13 protein-coding genes are annotated in these 17,050 nt (G+C 52.2%); 5 read left to right on the top strand and 8 right to left on the bottom strand.

The annotated features are described in order from the left end of the window. Positions 1-258: 258 nt before the first annotated feature. The 4 genes from THS27_RS12800 to THS27_RS12815 all read right to left on the bottom strand — a co-directional run bounded on the left by THS27_RS12800 (position 259) and on the right by THS27_RS12815 (position 6,123). On the bottom strand, positions 259-1,830 hold the full coding sequence (locus THS27_RS12800; RefSeq protein ID WP_085591434.1) for an MBL fold metallo-hydrolase: 1,572 nt from the start codon (positions 1,828-1,830) through the stop codon (positions 259-261). A 123-nt stretch (positions 1,831-1,953) separates the two neighbouring features. Continuing rightward, positions 1,954-3,279: a gephyrin-like molybdotransferase Glp gene (glp, locus tag THS27_RS12805; RefSeq protein ID WP_085591436.1), complete on the bottom strand. Its 1,326-nt coding sequence runs from the start codon at positions 3,277-3,279 to the stop codon at positions 1,954-1,956. Positions 3,280-3,358: 79 nt separating this feature from the next. Beyond that, the gene (locus THS27_RS12810; RefSeq protein WP_139835576.1) at positions 3,359-5,026 is read right to left on the bottom strand and encodes an iron ABC transporter permease; all 1,668 of its coding nucleotides are present in this window, start codon (positions 5,024-5,026) and stop codon (positions 3,359-3,361) included. An 83-nt stretch (positions 5,027-5,109) separates the two neighbouring features. Further along, positions 5,110-6,123, bottom strand: a complete 1,014-nt coding sequence (locus THS27_RS12815) for a Fe(3+) ABC transporter substrate-binding protein (RefSeq protein WP_085591440.1) — start codon at positions 6,121-6,123, stop codon at positions 5,110-5,112. A gap of 271 nt (positions 6,124-6,394) precedes the next feature. Here THS27_RS12815 and THS27_RS12825 point away from each other — a divergent pair, with 271 nt between their 5' ends. Next, positions 6,395-7,060 carry a hypothetical protein gene (locus tag THS27_RS12825; RefSeq protein WP_085591444.1) on the top strand — a complete coding sequence of 222 codons (666 nt, stop codon included), beginning with the start codon at positions 6,395-6,397 and terminating at the stop codon, positions 7,058-7,060. Positions 7,061-7,124: 64 nt separating this feature from the next. Here THS27_RS12825 and THS27_RS12830 read toward each other — a convergent pair whose 3' ends face one another. Together THS27_RS12830 and THS27_RS12835 are read right to left on the bottom strand one after the other, a co-directional pair. Then, the gene (locus tag THS27_RS12830) at positions 7,125-8,141 is read right to left on the bottom strand and encodes a Fe(3+) ABC transporter substrate-binding protein (protein ID WP_085591446.1); all 1,017 of its coding nucleotides are present in this window, start codon (positions 8,139-8,141) and stop codon (positions 7,125-7,127) included. 204 nt (positions 8,142-8,345) lie between these two features. After that, positions 8,346-9,176: a 3'-5' exonuclease gene (locus THS27_RS12835; protein ID WP_085591448.1), complete on the bottom strand. Its 831-nt coding sequence runs from the start codon at positions 9,174-9,176 to the stop codon at positions 8,346-8,348. 350 nt (positions 9,177-9,526) lie between these two features. Between THS27_RS12835 and THS27_RS12840 the strand changes: the two genes are divergently transcribed. After that, positions 9,527-10,567 (top strand): ABC transporter substrate-binding protein, encoded by a 1,041-nt coding sequence (locus THS27_RS12840; protein ID WP_085591450.1) that lies wholly within the window; start codon positions 9,527-9,529, stop codon positions 10,565-10,567. A gap of 160 nt (positions 10,568-10,727) precedes the next feature. On the opposite strand, the gene THS27_RS12845 is transcribed toward THS27_RS12840, so the two are convergent. Further along, positions 10,728-11,231: a MarR family winged helix-turn-helix transcriptional regulator gene (locus THS27_RS12845; RefSeq protein WP_085591452.1), complete on the bottom strand. Its 504-nt coding sequence runs from the start codon at positions 11,229-11,231 to the stop codon at positions 10,728-10,730. Positions 11,232-11,456: 225 nt separating this feature from the next. Here THS27_RS12845 and proV point away from each other — a divergent pair, with 225 nt between their 5' ends. The 3 genes from proV (at position 11,457) to proX (ending at position 14,861) form a co-directional block, all read left to right on the top strand. Continuing rightward, positions 11,457-12,662 (top strand): glycine betaine/L-proline ABC transporter ATP-binding protein ProV, encoded by a 1,206-nt coding sequence (gene proV / locus THS27_RS12850; RefSeq protein ID WP_085591454.1) that lies wholly within the window; start codon positions 11,457-11,459, stop codon positions 12,660-12,662. Further along, the gene (gene proW, locus THS27_RS12855) at positions 12,655-13,782 is read left to right on the top strand and encodes a glycine betaine/L-proline ABC transporter permease ProW (protein ID WP_085591456.1); all 1,128 of its coding nucleotides are present in this window, start codon (positions 12,655-12,657) and stop codon (positions 13,780-13,782) included. The genes proV and proW overlap by 8 nt, the downstream gene beginning before the upstream one ends. Before the next feature lie 62 nt (positions 13,783-13,844). Then, the gene (gene proX, locus THS27_RS12860; protein WP_085591458.1) at positions 13,845-14,861 is read left to right on the top strand and encodes a glycine betaine/L-proline ABC transporter substrate-binding protein ProX; all 1,017 of its coding nucleotides are present in this window, start codon (positions 13,845-13,847) and stop codon (positions 14,859-14,861) included. A gap of 478 nt (positions 14,862-15,339) precedes the next feature. Here proX and THS27_RS12865 read toward each other — a convergent pair whose 3' ends face one another. Next, positions 15,340-17,022, bottom strand: coding sequence for a methyl-accepting chemotaxis protein (locus THS27_RS12865; protein WP_168184887.1), 1,683 nt, complete (start codon positions 17,020-17,022; stop codon positions 15,340-15,342). Positions 17,023-17,050: the final 28 nt, after the last annotated feature.

The following is a 17,050-nucleotide window of genomic DNA, read 5'->3' on the forward strand; positions in this document are numbered from 1 at the left end:
ACGCGCACGACATGGTGAATTGGCGCAAAAAACGCCAAAATCCAGCAACAACGCCAACTTCCCAGATGCAAAAACTTTGCCCGCAACTCCCCAAAAATTGAAAATTATTCCGCCTCATCAACCCGGGAATAAAATTTTGTCGAACATCACCGCTTAAACATCAAAACGCATACAGGGCAGAAAGCCATTGCCCCCTGCCCTGCATTGGTCACCATTTTCCCCCGTCCATGGTGACAATCTCTTTTGCCTGTACCAGCCTTATGATCGCTCTATAGTGCTTGTCAGCTTTGCCAGCAATTTTTCGCGTTGCCGATTGGTCGACAGGGCAGCAAGTTTTTCCGAAAGGGCTGTCAGGGTACGGGCATAATCATTATGCCAATCCTCGCGCGACATCACATCATGACCAAGACGGCGGGTAATGGGCGGCTGGTTATCCTTGCCCCTGCGCAATACAACTGTTTGATCCAGGGATGGGCTTGATAAAAGCTTTGCCGGAATATCATTGGCGATCAAAAGATCGCGGAAGGTGGTCCGCGCCGGATTTTCGCCATGGGTCAGGAATATTGCCTTGTGAACCGGCAGGCGCGCCTTCACCCATTCCAGCAATGTTTGCTGATCGGCATGACCTGAATAAATATCAAGGTTGCGCACCCGCGCACGCACCTGGATTTGATCGCCATGAATACGCACGTTTTTCGCCCCGGAAAGCAAGATGCGCCCCAGCGAACCTGCCGCCTGATATCCAACCAGCAACACCGTGCATTCCGGGCGCCACAGGTTGTTTTTTAAATGATAGCGCACCCGCCCGGCATCGCACATGCCACTGGCAGAAAGAATAATAGCTCCCCCTTTAATACGGGCCAATTGAATGCTGGCCTCAACATCGGGCACCATATGAAAATTGGGATGATTAAGGGCGCGGGCATCTTGCGCGTCAAGGTAACGGGCAAAAACACCCGTTGCACGTTGCGCCAGCGGGCTATCGATAAAAACATCGGCTTTCGGCAATTGCCCACTGTTAAACAATGCCGCCAAATCAACCAGCAATTCCTGGGTGCGGGCCACGGCAAAACTGGGAATGACAAGGTTGCCCCCCGCAATCAGCGCTTCGCGCACTTCGGTTGCCAACATGGTTCTGCGTTCGTCGGCGGCCATGTCCACTCGTTGCCGATCGCCATATGTGGTTTCAACAAAAAGATAATCCACATCCGACGGGCCTTCGGGCGCATCATTAAAAACCGCTTCACCAGTACCAATATCGCCCGAAAACAGCAAATGGCGGGTTTTATGGCCCGGTTCGCCATCAATGCGCACCTCGATCGAGGCAGACCCCAAAATATGCCCGGCATCCCAATAACGAACCTCAAAACCCGGGGCAATTTCTATCCATTGGTGATACTCGACCGGGCGCAAACGCTTTAGCGCTTTTTCTGCATCCTCACGGGTATAGATCGGTTCAACCTGCGGGCGGCCTCGCCGGGCATTGCGGCGGTTTAACCGGTCCACTTCCGTTTCCTGAATATAGCCGGAATCAGGCAGCATATAGGTTAGCAAGTCACATGTCGGCTCGGTCGCAAAAACCACACCAACAAACCCGGCCTTAACCAGTTTCGGGATCAATCCTGAATGGTCAATATGGGCATGTGTCAACAAAACCGCGCGTATGTCGCTGGCGTCAAAAGGAAAGGGCCCATAATTAAGTTCCTTGACTGTCTTGCTGCCCTGAAACATGCCGCAATCAATCAAAAAATTTCCTGCCGGTGTGCGCAACAGGTAACAAGACCCGGTCACACCGCCCGCAGCGCCACAAAATGTTACCGAAAGGGTCATTGAAAAACCTCCTTGCGCATTGCCCGATTGCATTACAACAATGGGTGCGCAGGCCGGTTTGCTTCAATGATCTGGATCAGTTGACAAATTTATTGCCCGATTTAACGACAAAACCGGCTCCGGCTAAAATGCCTGCAACCCGGCAAAGGGGATATAATCGACCATATCACCCTGGCCCACACTGGCGCGGTCTTCGGCCAGTTCTATCAGCCCTTCGGCCCACACCATGGACGACAGCACACCCGAACTGCTGGACCGAAACGGCAAGGCCACCAGTTGCCCGTTCCCGTTACGGTGCAGCCGCGCGCGCAACCATTCCCGACGTCCTGTGCCCCGTTTAAGGGCAAACCCGGCCGGCACCTGAAACCGCACGGCTGTCCGATCTTCATCGCGGGCACCCATCATATGAAGCAACAACGGCACGGCAAACAACAACCCCGACACCATCACAGAAACCGGATTACCCGGTAAGCCCAGCACCAGACAATTGCCAATTTTTCCCCGCATCAACGGCTTGCCGGGTTTAATTGCCAGTTTCCAAGCGTGAATTTCACCAATACTATCAACCACCGGCTTTAACAAATCAGCTTTGCCGACCGATACACCACCCGATGTTAAAATCACATCATGGTTTTGCGCCGCATCGCCCAAGGCCGATTGCAAAACGTCAAAATCATCCCGCAGCAAACCAAGGTCGGTTACCTCGCAGCCAATGGCGCGCATCATACCGATCATGGCAAAGCGGTTGCTGTCGTAAATGCCCCCGGGTGGCAATGCGTCGCCGGGAACAGACAGTTCATCGCCAGTGGAAAAAACGGCAACCCGCAGCGGGCGTGCAACAACCAGGCCCCCTTTGCCCTGCCCTGCGGCCACAGCTACGTCCTGCGGGCGAAGCCTTTTACCGACAGAAAGCACAATAGTGCCCACTTTAACATCTTCGCCCATGCGACGAATATTATCGCCCCGCCGCAAGCGTGCCACTGCATCACGTTCAATGCGAATTTCACTTTCATCGCTGTTTGCCGTGACGTTTTCCTGAATAATAACAACATCGGCCCCGGCGGGCACAGCGGCACCCGTTGCAATGCGAATGGCACGCCCAACCGGCACATCGCCAACAAAAGGATGCCCCGCCAGTGAAACACCGGCAACCGGAATGGTCAAAGCACCCGATTTTGGCAACGCCTCAATATCATCAAGCCGCAAGGCATAGCCATCCATCGCAGAATTATCAACGGATGGCACATTAACGGCAGCAACGACATCCTCGCGCAAAATGGCACCATAACAATCAGTCAAATTGCGGGTTTCGGTTTGTGCAAAAACCGGAATTTGGGCGCAGGCCTGTGCCAGGGCAACATGGATCGGCGTCAAGCCTGCCTGCTGCCCGACATCCGCAACAATATTGGCCCGGGCATCAGAAACAGAAGAACCAGATGTATCGACCATGGTGATTACCTTGCATGTATAGATGGAAACCTGACCTGTGATAGCGCGATCAGCACGAACCCCCAAGTGGCACCTGGAATTATCCGTGGTGCCCCGGGCGGGACCGGGAAATTGCCCTGCTTAGCATCACCACAGGAATAACGCCGACCACAACTATGGTCAGTGCGCCCAGGGCGGCCTGCTCAATCATTTCATCCTTGGCATATTGGTACACATGCGTTGCCAATGTATCGAAATTAAACGGGCGCAAAATCAGGGTGGCGGGCAGTTCTTTCATGGAATCAACAAACACCAGCACACATGCCGCCAAAATACCGCCGCGCACCAGTGGGAAATGAATGCGCTTTAACGTACCAAACGGGGTTTCACCCAAAGTCCGGGCGGCATCATCCATACTGGGGCGCACCTTGCCCAAAGCAGCCTCGATCGAGCCATAGGAAACAGCCATAAACCGTACGCTATAGGCAAAAACGATGGCGAAAATTGTGCCACTTAACATCAGCCCGGTGGAAACTCCGAAATGATCGCGCATGAACGCGTCTACCGCATTATCCAGCCCGGCAAACGGCACCAGAACACCAATCGCCAGCACGGCCCCCGGCACGGCATACCCCACCGAAGCCAACCGGATACAGGCGCGCAAGGCCGGTTTGGGAAACAGACGCAGGGCATAAGCCAAAAACAGGGCAGCACTTACCGCCATCAATGTTGCCAGGCCCGATACCATCAGACTGTTGCGGGCAAATTCAAAAAAGTCGCTGGTCCAGGATTGGTCAAAATAACCGACCGAATAATACACCAGCACCAGTGCCGGGATAACAAAACCCAGCACAATGGGCAGACTGCAAATCAGCAAGCCAGCCACCTTCGCCCCCAACCCCAGTTCATAGCCCGGCAGTTCCTGAAACCGTGACGTGGTATCGTGAAAACGCTGACGACGGCGCGAATAACGTTCAGCGACAATCAGCACCATCACAACCGCCAGCATGGTTAAGGCGATTTGCGCCGCCCCGCCCGCATTGCCCATGCCCAGCCACACGTTAAAAATACCCGCGGTCAAGGTATGAACGGCAAAAAAGTCTATGGTGCCAAAATCGTTCAGGGTTTCCATCAGCGCAATAATGACGCCGACAACAATAGCCGGGCGCGCCAGCGGCAAAGCCACCTTCACAAATGCATTCCACGGTCCCCGCCCCAGCACGCGGGCCGCTTCAAGCACACATACCGATTGCGACAAAAACGCCGCGCGGGCCAACATATAAACATAGGGATACAATGTCAGGCTAAGCACCACAATCGCACCGCCTTTGGTGCGAATATCGGGAAACCAGTAATCGCGCGCCGATTGAAACCCGAACCACGCCCGAAGCGTGCCTTGCACCGGCCCGGCATATTCCAGCAAATCGGTGTAAACATATGCCACGATATAAGCTGGAACTGCCATCGGCAACAACATGGCCCACTCAAAAAACCGTTTCCCCGGCAGACGGCACATGGTCACAACCCAGGCAGACGAAACGCCCATCACAGTTACGCCAATGCCAACACCCAACATTAAAATAAAGGTATTGGACAAATACCGTGGCAGCATGGTCGATGCCAGATGCGGCCAGATATTTTCAGTGGGAAACACTGCCAGATAGACCACCGCCACAATCGGTGCAGCCACCAGCATTGCAATCAGCATTGCACCACCCAGCCACCATGACGATTGCCCCTGACCCCACCAGCGCATCGAATGCACCATGGGCCTCTGTTGCAAGGGATCAAATGTTTCGCTGGGTCCGGTGCCGCGAATGTCCTGTTTAACTGCCAATTTGCACCGATGCTTTATTCGTTAAAACCAACTTCGTCGATCATGCGAATGGCATCACCGCGCAAGTTGGCCACTTCGTTCAACGGTAAATCGTCAGCCTTGAATGTGCCCCACGAGGCCACCATTTCCGACCACACAACACCCGATTTCACCGGATATTCAAAATTAACTTCGGCATACATATGCTGGGCTTCGTCGCCCGATAAAAACTCGACCAGTTTTAGCGCATTTTCACGGTTCGGCGCATTTTCCATCAGGGCAACACCGGAAATATTTACATGCGTGCCCCGGTCTTTCTGATTGGGAAAAACGATCCGCACCTGTTTGGCTGCATCGGCCTTGTTCGGATCATCCAGCATCTTGCCGTAATAGTACGAATTGCCAATCGCAACGTCGCACACACCTTGGGAAACTGCTTCGATCTGGTCAATATCGGCGCCTTGCGGTTTGCGCGCCAGATTATCCTTTAACCCGATCAACCATTTTTTGGCATCTTCCGGGCCGTGATGGGCAATCATGGAGGCAACAAGGGCAATGTTGTAAACATGCATCCCCGAACGAATACAAATACGACCTTTCCATTTCGGGTCGGCCAGTTCTTCGTAACTGGCAATGGCATCAGGTTCGATCCGGTCAAGCGATGTGTAAATCACCCGCGCCCGCGTTGTTAACCCAACCCATTGGGCGTCCTTGTCGCGATATTGCGCCGGAATATTCTGTTCAATAATGTCGCTGGTCAACGATTGGGTAACACCCGCATCAACCGCATCCTGAATACGACCAATATCAACAGTTAACAGTAAATCAGCCGGGCTGTTGCGCCCTTCATGCTTCACGCGCTCAACCAAACCGCTTTGCGAAAACAACGTGTTAACGCGAATACCGGTTTCTTCGGTAAATTTCTGGAACATCGGTTTGATCAGAAACGGCTGACGCAATGAATAAACATTCACTTCCTGCGCGGCCTGGGCAACAGAGAACGAAACCGTCGTCAGTGCCAGTCCAAGGATGAATTTTCGCAGGTTCATGAAGGGTCTCCTGATCGTTCCAATAATGACAATGGGAATGAAAAACATTCGCAAGGCGCGAAATTACCGTTTCAACATCCCGATTGGCAAGGCACAATCACGCCGCTCACAGCATTGTTGGCAATATCACCCTCTTGACAATTGCCAACATTAATTATCCCTGTCACATAGTTCCTGTAAAAACGCCGAACAAAGCTATATTTTAAAACGTCTTTAATCGAGAAATCTGAAATAAAAAAACTGTTTTCAATAGCATCGCCCAGGGGCAAAATTGTCGTCACAACCCAGATATCTGTTTCATCATATCCATAAATGCGGCGGCAACAGTTTGCGCATCGCCTTTGCCAGGTGGTTTCTAATCACTTATGATTACCGGCAACGCAGCCCGACACCGGAAAATGAACAAAGCCCCGCCGATTTTGCCAAAGCTGGAATTGATCGTTCAAAATTACGCAATAATGCTTTGATTTGTGGGCATTTTGATACCGAAGGTGCCTATTTATGGCAGCGATATAGCGAAGTTTATAACGATGGCACAAGGCTGATTACATTTCTGCGCCATCCGCTGGAACGTGCCATTTCACATTACTTTTTTGGTACAAAAACCGGATATCTGCCCATCACCGAAAACAGCCTGACAGATTTTTTACTGGCCTGTCACAATCCGATGGCCGGCCTGTTATCGCCGAACCCTAAAAATGCAGCAGACATTCTTGCCCCTTACTGGTTTGTCGGAACCCTGGAAAACGCAAATGAAGATCTGTTGCGTTTAGCAAAAATGATGGCGCAACCCGACGATATATTGCCCCTTACCCACGTCAACCATACTGGCCGACCGGCATATGATCTGCCAAATGATGTAATTGCGACATTTAATGCCAATAATGCGCTTGATTTTGCCTTGTATAACCAGGCCAGAAATTTCAGCACCCCATAAAAAAGGGGGAGCACAATGTGCCACCCCTTCATCAAAGCAGTATCCGAAACTGTTTTAAAACTGCCTATTCGTTATAACCAACCTGATCAACCATCTTGATCGCGTCGGCGCGCAAGCGGGCGATTTCGGTTAACGGCAATTGGTCGGCCTTGAACGTGCCCCAGGATTTAACATTTTCGGCCCATTCAACACCGGGTTTGACCGGATATTCGTAATTCACCTCGGCGTATATTTTTTGCGCCTCATCACTGACCAGAAACTCCATCAATTTGACCGCATTTTCACGATGCGGCGCCCCCTTGATCAGCGTCATGCCCGAAATATTCATCGACATGCCACGGTCATCCTGATTGGGGAAAACAATGTTGACAGCCTCGGCCCAGCTGCGCTGTTGCGGATCATCCAACATCTTGCCGTAATAATAGGTATTGCCAATGGCGATATCACATTCGCCTTCCTTGATCGCCTTAACCTGGCCCCGATCATTGCCCTGCGGTTTGCGCGCCAGGTTGGCTTTTAAGCCTTCCAGCCATGTTTTGGCATCCTGTTCGCCATGATGGGCAATCATGGAGGCAAACAGGGCGATATTGTAGTCATGCGTGCCAGACCGGGTGCAAACCCGCCCTTCCCATTTGGCATCAGCCAGATCTTCGTAGCGGGTAATTTCACCCGCACCCACACGATCTTTCGACGCATAAATCGCCCGTCCGCGCTGGGTCAGGGCAAACCAGTGTCCTGCCTCATCGCGCAAATGGGCCGGGATGCTATTGGTCAACACGTCACTGTCCACCACATCAGTCACACCGGCATCAACTGCCTGCTGGATCCGGCTAATATCAACCGTCATCAGGACATCGGCGGGGCTGTTCACACCTTCCTGTTTGATGCGTTCAACCAGCCCCTTTTCAGCGAAAATCACATTAACCTTGATACCGGTCTGGTCGGTAAATTTTTTAAACAAGGGTTCAACCAGAAAAGCCTGTCGTAGCGAATACACATTCACTTCCTGCGCCGATGCCGCTGTGGCACCCAAAACCGCCGACCCGATTGCCAGTCCGCCAATGATTGTTGCGAATTTCATCCACACGTTCCTTCAGGGTTTATAGGGTATCCAGATTGGTTGATATTGCGAATAACTTGCAAACTCAAAATCAGATACCGCAAAACCCGGCGCGGGTTCAATTACAAAACCCGCGAAACAACTGCCCGTGTGAAACGCTTCACGTTAGTGAATTTTTAGCCGTTGCAGTTTTTAAAACCCATTCCGCCGCAGCAGTTTTTTCCATTACAAAACGTTAAAGGACCCGGCACTTGATGTGCGCCATGCCTCCAGAAACTCGGCATAGGCCGGAATGTCGCCTGCCCGTTCTTCCAGCCACGCCACAGTCAGATTAATGGCATGATTATACCCGTCATGGTCCGAAAGCCCGGTATGAAGAACATAACGCAAATAAAGCAGATAGGTGTTTAGCACATCGGTTTCACAATAGCGGCGAATGCCGTCAATTTCGCCAGCATCATACATATCGGAAACCTTGCTGCCATCGACCCCGGTTTTGCCGGGTAAATCCAGGGCAGCACAAACCTCGTTCATTTTAGTACGCGCCGAGGCCCCGTAATCAGATAAAACCTCGGCCAGGTCACAATGCCAGTTGGGCGCATAGCGCGAGGTGTAATTTTCCCATTTATTTGCCGCCTGATGCAGCCATCGCGCCGAAACACCGTGTTTCATCGCCCTGTATTTCAGCACCGGCAAGTCAAACCCGCGCCCGTTAAAACTAACCAGGCGGGGATGCAGTTTACCGCAATAGGAAAAGAAACCCGCAACCAGATCTTTTTCCTCGCTGGTCAAATCCCCACCGGATCGCAATTCCTCGATCTCGTAGGTTTCCAGGTTACCGTCGCGCTGAATGGTGGCCCGCAAAAAACTGATCGCAACGACCTTGTGAAAGGGCTGACGTGGAAATCCGTTACGCCCGCTTGTAATATCGAGATGATACTGTTCCAGCATTTGCCGGCCCGTTTCCGGGTCCGGCGCGGTTTCGCCGGTTAATTGCGGCAAAACATCAATATCGGGAACGGTTTCAATATCAAAAACAAACAGGCTGTCATGCATGGGGCGCATCCGGGTTATCTGATTGGCAGGCAGGTCTGCCCACCATATACCCGATACAACCCGAATTAACAGGGCCGATCACGCCATCCTTCCTTCCCTGTCAGGCAGAAACACCTGTTTATCGGGGTGGCATTACAACCTACTGACATATCCTGTCATTTTATAACCGATCAAAGGTTGCGCAAAACCGGACAGGGCGGCTAAACTTTTTGCCATGACTGTATCAGGCGGTATTTCGACCAAGCCACAGAACCGGGACGGAACCAAATCCGATCTGGTTCGTATAGTGAGAAGTCGGAATGCACATGGTGCGCTTTCGGACTGTTGTCGACGTCGAAGGAACAAAAACGATGAAATTCCTGCCCGCCGGAGCCGCAGCGCTGATGGCCATTGGCCTCGGCCTTTCCTTTCAACTTAACGCGTCCCCGGCCCACGCCGCAGACGCGTCGTGTGAAATTGACCGCCCGGTGATGTTTGCCGGGCTTAACTATGACAGTGCTCTGTTTCACAACGCTGTCGCCCGTTACATCATTGAAAAAGGTTATGGTTGCCAAACCGATGCGCTGCCTGGCGAAACCATCCCGCTTTTGACCGGCACAGGTAAAGGTGACATTGATGTCGTCATGGAAATCTGGCGTGACAATGTTGCCGATGCCTGGAAAAAAGCAGAGGCAGCGGGCACCGTTAAACAGATTGGCGTTAATTTTGACGATGCTGTCGAAGGCTGGTTTGTGCCCAGCTTTGTCATCAAGGGTGACAAGGAGCGCGGGATAGAACCGATGGCTCCGGACCTTAAATCGGTATCAGATCTGCCCAAATACACCAAACTGTTTGAAGATGCAGAAGAACCCGGCAAAGGTCGTTTTTATAACTGCCCATCGGGTTGGGTTTGCGAAAAGGTCAATACCAACAAGCTAAAGGCCTATGGCCTGGATGACAGTTTCACCAACTTCCGCCCCGGCACTGGCGCCGCCCTTTCGGCAGCGATTGCATCAGCCAACAAACGCGCACAGCCGATCCTGTTTTATTACTGGGGACCAACCTGGGTTATGGGCCTGTATGACAGCGTAAAGCTGGAAGAACCGGCTTATAACAAGGAAATTTTCGACAAACTGAAAGACGGCAGCGATACCAGCCGGGCAACGGCCTATCCGCAAAGCACCGTCACGGTCGGCGTGAATACCGGTTTCATGAAATCGGCCCCGAAACTGACGGAATTTTTGTCGCATTATCACACCAGCAGCGCATTGGTGTCGGAAATGCTGGCATATATGCAGGATGAAGGGGAAAAACCCGAAGGTGCCGCCGAGCATTTCCTGAAGGAAAAACAGGATATCTGGACCAAATGGGTGCCAGAAGATGTTGCTGAACGGGTAAAAGACAGCTTGTAAAATTTACGAGCCAAGCGGCTATGGCCGGTAATCTATACAATCGGGGCAGTCTCAGGCTGCCCCCTTTTTTATGTCTTGTCCTATGCGTATTATTTGAACCGTCATTCGTAAAAACATTCAATTCCCCTGTCGGGGCTTGTCACTGCCAGCATACAACGACTTATGACGATAACGTTGAATGCCCATGTCCCCGCCGGGTGGGTGGACGCGGATCAACCTCGTCTCCCTCCATTAGCATGGCTATTTTCTTTAGGGATGTAACAATACGTCCGCGTTCGGTATCTTTTAATTCTTCAAAACGGTCCATGAAATCGTCGTCAAGCAAGGGCGGTGTATTGCGAATCATGTCCGCGCCCTTTTTGGTCAGGCAGCTATTAACCACGCGCTTGTCGGTAATATTGCGGGTGCGGCGGACAAAGTCGCGCTCCTCCAACCGGTTCAAAATTGTCGTTACTGTTGCCTGACTTAACGACACATGACGCGAAATTTCCTTAACCGTAACTTCGCCAAGTTCCTCAATTGCAAGCAGAACCACCAATTGCGGCACCGTTAGGCCACAAACCTTCATCACCTGTTTTGAATGCAGGTCCGATGCGCGAATAATTTGGCGCAACGCCACCAGCACATCAAGAGAATCGCGTCTTTTTTGCTGTTCAGACGTCATTTGGCCGTTTCCCAATCCTTAAATCCGCCGTCAACCTAGCTCAAATTTAATTTGACATCAAATGTTTTGAATTGTAACTATCTTGGCAGAATATGTGACGGTACTTGGGGAAGTAATCGTACTGGCCACGAAATCAAAGGCCAGCTAACCACAAAACGAACAGCTGAACTGCCCGCCTAAAACCGGGTAGATTTATGCGGTTTGCCAAAAAACCGACAAGGGACCATGACCGATAAAATCGTTGTAAAAGACCTCTATAAAGTCTTTGGCGACCAGCCGGACCAAGCCATGAAAATGGTGCGCGACGGGATCGACAAAGCCGAGATTTTCGAAAAAACCGGCCAGACAGTTGGCGTTTGCGGTGCAAACTTCACGGTTCGCGAGGGTGAAATTTTTGTTGTCATGGGGCTGTCGGGCTCCGGCAAATCCACCCTCGTCCGATTATTGAACCGGCTGATCGAACCCACAGCAGGCCAGGTTCTGTATGATGGCGTCGACATTGCGGCAATGAATGCGCAGGAATTAATGAATTTGCGACGCCGCGATATGTCGATGGTGTTTCAGTCCTTTGCCCTGATGCCACATTTATCGGTTGTAGATAATGCGGCTTTCGGCCTTGAACTGGCCGGTGTCGAACTTGAAGAACGTCAAAAACGGGCGCTCAACGCCCTTGAACAGGTTGGCTTGCACGCCCAGGCCAGTTCCTATCCCGACGAACTTTCAGGTGGCATGCAGCAGCGCGTCGGCCTCGCCCGTGCCCTTGCCAATGACCCGTCTGTCATGTTGATGGACGAAGCCTTTTCCGCACTGGACCCGCTTATTCGTGCCGAAATGCAGGATGAACTGCTGATTTTGCAGCGCGAACACAAACGCACCATCATTTTCATTTCGCACGACCTTGATGAAGCCATGCGCATCGGTGATCGCATTGCGATCATGGAAGGCGGTATTGTGGTGCAGGTCGGCACACCTGAAGAAATTCTCAATAACCCGGCCAACGATTATGTCAAATCGTTCTTCCGCGGGGTGGATGTTTCAACCATCCTTTCGGCCAGGGATATTGTTTCAAAACGCGAAACCACCGTGATCGAGCGCGAGGGCGTCGGCCTTAAAACGGCCCAGCGTCGCCTTGAAACCGAAAACCGCGAATTTGGCTATATCGTTGGTCAAAATATGGAATTCCACGGCGTCATTTCACAAGAAAGCGTTGAACGTGCCATCAAAGCCGGGGCTGACAAGCTGTCGGCGGCGTTCCTTGCCAATATCGAAGCCGTTAATGAAGATACCCAGCTTTCCGACCTGATCGGAACCGTTGCCCATGCCCCGTGCGGGGTGCCCATTGTGACAGACGCCGGAAAATATACCGGTGTGATCCGCAAGGCAAAATTGCTGGCAACGCTCGACCCGGAAGGAGATTTGACCAATGGCTGATAACAGTAATCCCTGGGCAAGCAGCGGCCAATCTGACGCGGATGCAGCAACCAGCGGTGGCGATGCTGCGGCAAGTGGCGGCGACGCCGCATCCTCTGCTGCATCCAATCCGTGGGGAACCCCCGATGCCTCTGCTGGCAGCGGCGTTTCCGATACTGCCGGCGACTGGCTGTCAGGCGCAGCACCGGCCCCTGAACACCATTTCAGCATTATCCACCCGTTTCACGATGCCGCCTTCCCGGTCGATATCTGGGTTAATAATGGCCTTGACTGGATTGTGAATAACTTTCGCAGTTTCTTTCAGGCCGTGCGCTGGCCGATTGACGCAGTGTTGACCGGGGTTCAAACCGGTTTGCAAGCGACCCCGGCCCTGATCGTGATCGTCATTATGGCATTGCTGGCCTGGCAGGTCGCCGGGCGCAAACTGGCGATTGGTACGTTCGTGTCGCTGATCGCAATCGGCCTGATCGGCGCATGGTCCGAAGCGATGATTACGCTGGCGCTGGTGATTACGTCGGTTTTGTTCTGTGTTGTCCTTGGCCTACCCACCGGTATCTGGCTGGCACGCAATGAAAAAGCATCGCGCATAACACGCCCCGTTCTGGATGCCATGCAAACCACCCCGGCATTTGTCTATCTGGTGCCGATTGTGATGTTATTCGGGATTGGCAATGTGCCAGGCGTTGTCGTGACCATTATTTTCGCCCTGCCCCCGCTGATCCGCCTGACCATCCTTGGCATTCGCCAGGTCCCGGCCGATCTGGTGGAAGCCGCCCGTTCGTTTGGGGCCAGCCCAAAGCAGCTTTTGTTTCGGGTGCAGTTACCCCTTGCCATGCCGACCATCATGGCCGGTGTTAACCAGACCCTGATGCTGGCGCTTTCCATGGTTGTGATTGCATCCATGATTGCAGTTGGTGGCCTTGGGCAAATGGTGCTGCGCGGCATTGGCCGCCTTGATATGGGCCTCGCCACCGTGGGCGGCATCGGCATTGTTTTACTTGCAATTGTATTGGACCGCATGACCCAGGCCCTTGGTCAGGACATGCGCAGCAAGGGCTCCCGTCACTGGTATGAAACCGGTCCGGTTGGCCTCGTCCGTTCCCTTATGGGCAAGAAATAACCGCACAGCGGTTGCAATAAAGGCTGAATCAACGGCCCAAACCACATAACAAGGAGAAGCCAATGACCATCCTGAAAAAACTCACCGCCGGAGCAGCCATTGCTGTTACCAGCAGCATGTTGCTGGCAGGAACTGCCTTTGCCGACAATATGAAGCCAGGCGAAGGCGTTGACGTCCAGCCGCTTAAAAGCTCGATCGCGGAAGAAACCTTTCAGACCGAAATCGTGATGAAAGCCCTGGAAGAACTTGGCTATAACGTCGGGGACATCAAGGAAATTGAATATGCGACCGGTATTGTTGCCATCGCCAATGGCGACGGCACCTTCATGGCCGATTACTGGGACCCGCTACACGCGGATTTCTATAAAAATGCCGGTGGGTCCGACAAAATCTATCGCGAAGGTGTGTATTCTCCCGGTGCGCTTCAGGGTTACCTGATCGACAAAAAGACCGCAGAAAAATACAACATCACCAATATCGAACAGCTCAAAGATCCGAAAATCGCCAAGATTTTCGACATCAATGGCGACGGCAAAGCCGATCTGGCCGGGTGTAATCCGGGCTGGGGCTGTGAAAAAGTCATCGAACATCATCTTGATGCCTATGGTCTGCGCGATACGGTTACCCACAATCAGGGTTCGTATTCCGCCATCATCGCCGACACCATTACCCGTTACAAACAGGGTGAACCGATCCTGTATTACACCTGGACCCCGTACTGGGTTTCGGGCGTGCTTGTCCCGGGTAAGGACACCGTATGGCTTCAGGTTCCGTTCTCATCGCTTCCGGGTGAAAACAAGGATGCCGACACAGCCCTTCCCGATGGCAGCAACTATGGCTTCCAGGTGAATAACCAGCGGATCATTGCCAACAAAAAATGGGCAGATGAGAACCCGGCAGCCGCCAAGCTGTTCGCCATCATGCAGATTTCGTCCAACGACATCAGTGCTGAAAACACCCTGATGCGCAACGGCGAAAAATCGGCTGAAGACATTGGTCGTCATGCCGATGCGTGGATCAAAGCCAATCAGAGCAAATTTGACGGCTGGCTGAAAGAAGCCCGCGCTGCGGCCAAATAATTCCGCCGCGTGCGGTCAGAGAAACATCTGATCGCCAACATAAACAAAACAACCCGCAGGTTTGCTCCTGCGGGTTGTTTTGTTTTTCGCCCTATCAAGAATTCGGCAATGACATGTTCTAATAAACAGGAACAACATAACCAGGTCCGGCCATCCACAAGAAAGAAATACACGCCCTGTGGCCACACGAAAAAAACATCTGAAATGCATGTGCGCAAGAAGGGCGTGGCCGTTACCGGGCTAACGACAAACCGGCTGACGCACCAGCTACACATACCCGTATGGTGCATACATTCCCCATTGGGTAACACTGGTTTCAAGCGTGCAGACCTTTTTTCAGTTGTATTTGTCTTTTCATTTTTGCGCGTAATCCGAAATCATTTCGAACTTAAATAACGTTCTTCAGCGCAAATTTTAAGGCCCGCAATGTCTGATTGCGGACCTTTTGACGTTGTTTGTGTCATCCCTGAAGGCGACCCTATTTGCGAATGGATTCCAAAAACAGATTGGCGTTCTTTTGCAAATTATGGGCTTCTTCTTCCAGTTCGGCAGACGAGTTTCTGACATGGCCGGTTGCTTCGCCCGCCTCGTGAATGGAACTGACCACATCGCCAATATCGTCATTCATATTGGTAATGGCGTGGCCGGTTTGATCAATGGTGCTGGTAATATCATTCGCGGCGTTTGACTGGTCTTCAACCGCGCGTTCAATGCTAAGCGACACAGCATGAACCTGGCTGATACGTTCGCCAATTTCACCAATGGCCCCGGCGGCATCTTGCGAAATATTTTGAACCGCCGAAATTTGTTTGGTTATTTCCTCGGTCGCGCGGGCAGTTTGATTAGCAAGCGCCTTTACCTCGTTGGCAACCACGGCAAAGCCCTTGCCTGCATCCCCTGCCCGTGCGGCCTCAATCGTTGCGTTTAAGGCCAAAAGATTGGTTTGCGCAGCAATATCCTGAATAAGTTCAACCACATCGCCAATCTTACGTGCTTCGTCAGACAGGTTGGCAACGGTTTGGTCGGTATGGCGGGTTTGCGAAACGGCTTCTTCGATGGCGGCACGTGATTGCACCATTTGCTGTGAAACCTCGTGCAGGGCACCACGCAACCTATCGGCCGCGGTAGCAACCGATTGCACCCCGTTCGAGGCATCGGCAACGCTTTTTAACACCCGGTCGGTTTTTTGCCGTGACGTGTCGGTGGCCGAGGCAAGAATGCGGGCATTATCGGACAAACCATTGGCAGAGCTTAAGACTGCTTCAACAATACTGCCAACCGTTCCGCGAAATGACTTGGCCGTTTCATCCAGACGACGGGCATTTTCAGCCCGATTCCGGGCATCAAGTTCCTTTCTTTCCTCGCGCAGGCGGGCAATACGCTGACCATTTTCCTTAAATACATTCAGAGCATGGGCCATTTCGCCCATTTCATCATGACGCATCCCCGCAGGAACAACGACATTCAGGTTGCCATCGGCAATCTGGGTCATGGCACCGGTCATGGATTTAAGCGGGGATGCAACAATTTTATGGATCAGCAAAAATAGAAACGCCAGGCAGGCTGCCAGCAAAACAATCGCTATTCCGGTTTGATCAATGGCGTTTGCCGTTGTTTCGGCTTTTAACGAGGCAAAAGACCACGCCATGACTATCGCGCCGACAACATCCTGATTTTTACCAAATATGGCGGGTTCAGCAATAACCTGTAAATCACCAATCCGGGTTTCCTGCCGGTCAGTTGCCGTAATGGCGGCCAATCCAAGATCGGTCAATTGTGCCGCCAGGGCAGGATTGGTGCCGGGGGCGGCAAAATTTAAAATCGGTTTACCTTCCGCATCAATTGCCAGCACAGAAGCCAGCGTTTCACGCCCGTCAGATATCAACTCCTGAAAAGATGCTTCAATCGCGTCGGCCTTGCGAAACTTTACCGCCCCGCCATTTTGCGAAGCAATAAGCGACGTTACAATGGTATTGCCGTCCGCCAGCCGCACCTTGGCTGAATCAATTGAAAAGATAATGCCGACATAGATCGTTGCTATAAAGGCGACAACAACTGTTGCGGCAACACCAAAGACCAGTTTGCTGCGAATGGACCACCCACTGCGGACAAACGGCGGAATGGCTGAACCACCATCTGTTGCGCCATTTTCCATGTTCATTTTCCCACATTCCCTGCCCCGAAAGGCT

Origin of the sequence: Thalassospira sp. MCCC 1A01428 (genome assembly GCF_002115825.1) — a bacterium.
Lineage (GTDB): Bacteria > Pseudomonadota > Alphaproteobacteria > Rhodospirillales > Thalassospiraceae > Thalassospira.

Coding starts and splice junctions, on each gene's coding strand:
- proX (WP_085591458.1), top strand. CDS start 13,845: ATGACCATCCTGAAAAAACTCACCGCCGGAGCAGCCATTGCTGTTACC.
- glp (WP_085591436.1), bottom strand. CDS start 3,279: ATGGTCGATACATCTGGTTCTTCTGTTTCTGATGCCCGGGCCAATATT.
- THS27_RS12800 (WP_085591434.1), bottom strand. CDS start 1,830: ATGACCCTTTCGGTAACATTTTGTGGCGCTGCGGGCGGTGTGACCGGG.
- THS27_RS12835 (WP_085591448.1), bottom strand. CDS start 9,176: ATGCATGACAGCCTGTTTGTTTTTGATATTGAAACCGTTCCCGATATT.
- THS27_RS12845 (WP_085591452.1), bottom strand. CDS start 11,231: ATGACGTCTGAACAGCAAAAAAGACGCGATTCTCTTGATGTGCTGGTG.
- THS27_RS12815 (WP_085591440.1), bottom strand. CDS start 6,123: ATGAACCTGCGAAAATTCATCCTTGGACTGGCACTGACGACGGTTTCG.
- THS27_RS12865 (WP_168184887.1), bottom strand. CDS start 17,022: ATGAACATGGAAAATGGCGCAACAGATGGTGGTTCAGCCATTCCGCCG.
- THS27_RS12830 (WP_085591446.1), bottom strand. CDS start 8,141: ATGAAATTCGCAACAATCATTGGCGGACTGGCAATCGGGTCGGCGGTT.
- proV (WP_085591454.1), top strand. CDS start 11,457: ATGACCGATAAAATCGTTGTAAAAGACCTCTATAAAGTCTTTGGCGAC.
- THS27_RS12840 (WP_085591450.1), top strand. CDS start 9,527: ATGAAATTCCTGCCCGCCGGAGCCGCAGCGCTGATGGCCATTGGCCTC.
- THS27_RS12810 (WP_139835576.1), bottom strand. CDS start 5,026: ATGGTGCATTCGATGCGCTGGTGGGGTCAGGGGCAATCGTCATGGTGG.
- proW (WP_085591456.1), top strand. CDS start 12,655: ATGGCTGATAACAGTAATCCCTGGGCAAGCAGCGGCCAATCTGACGCG.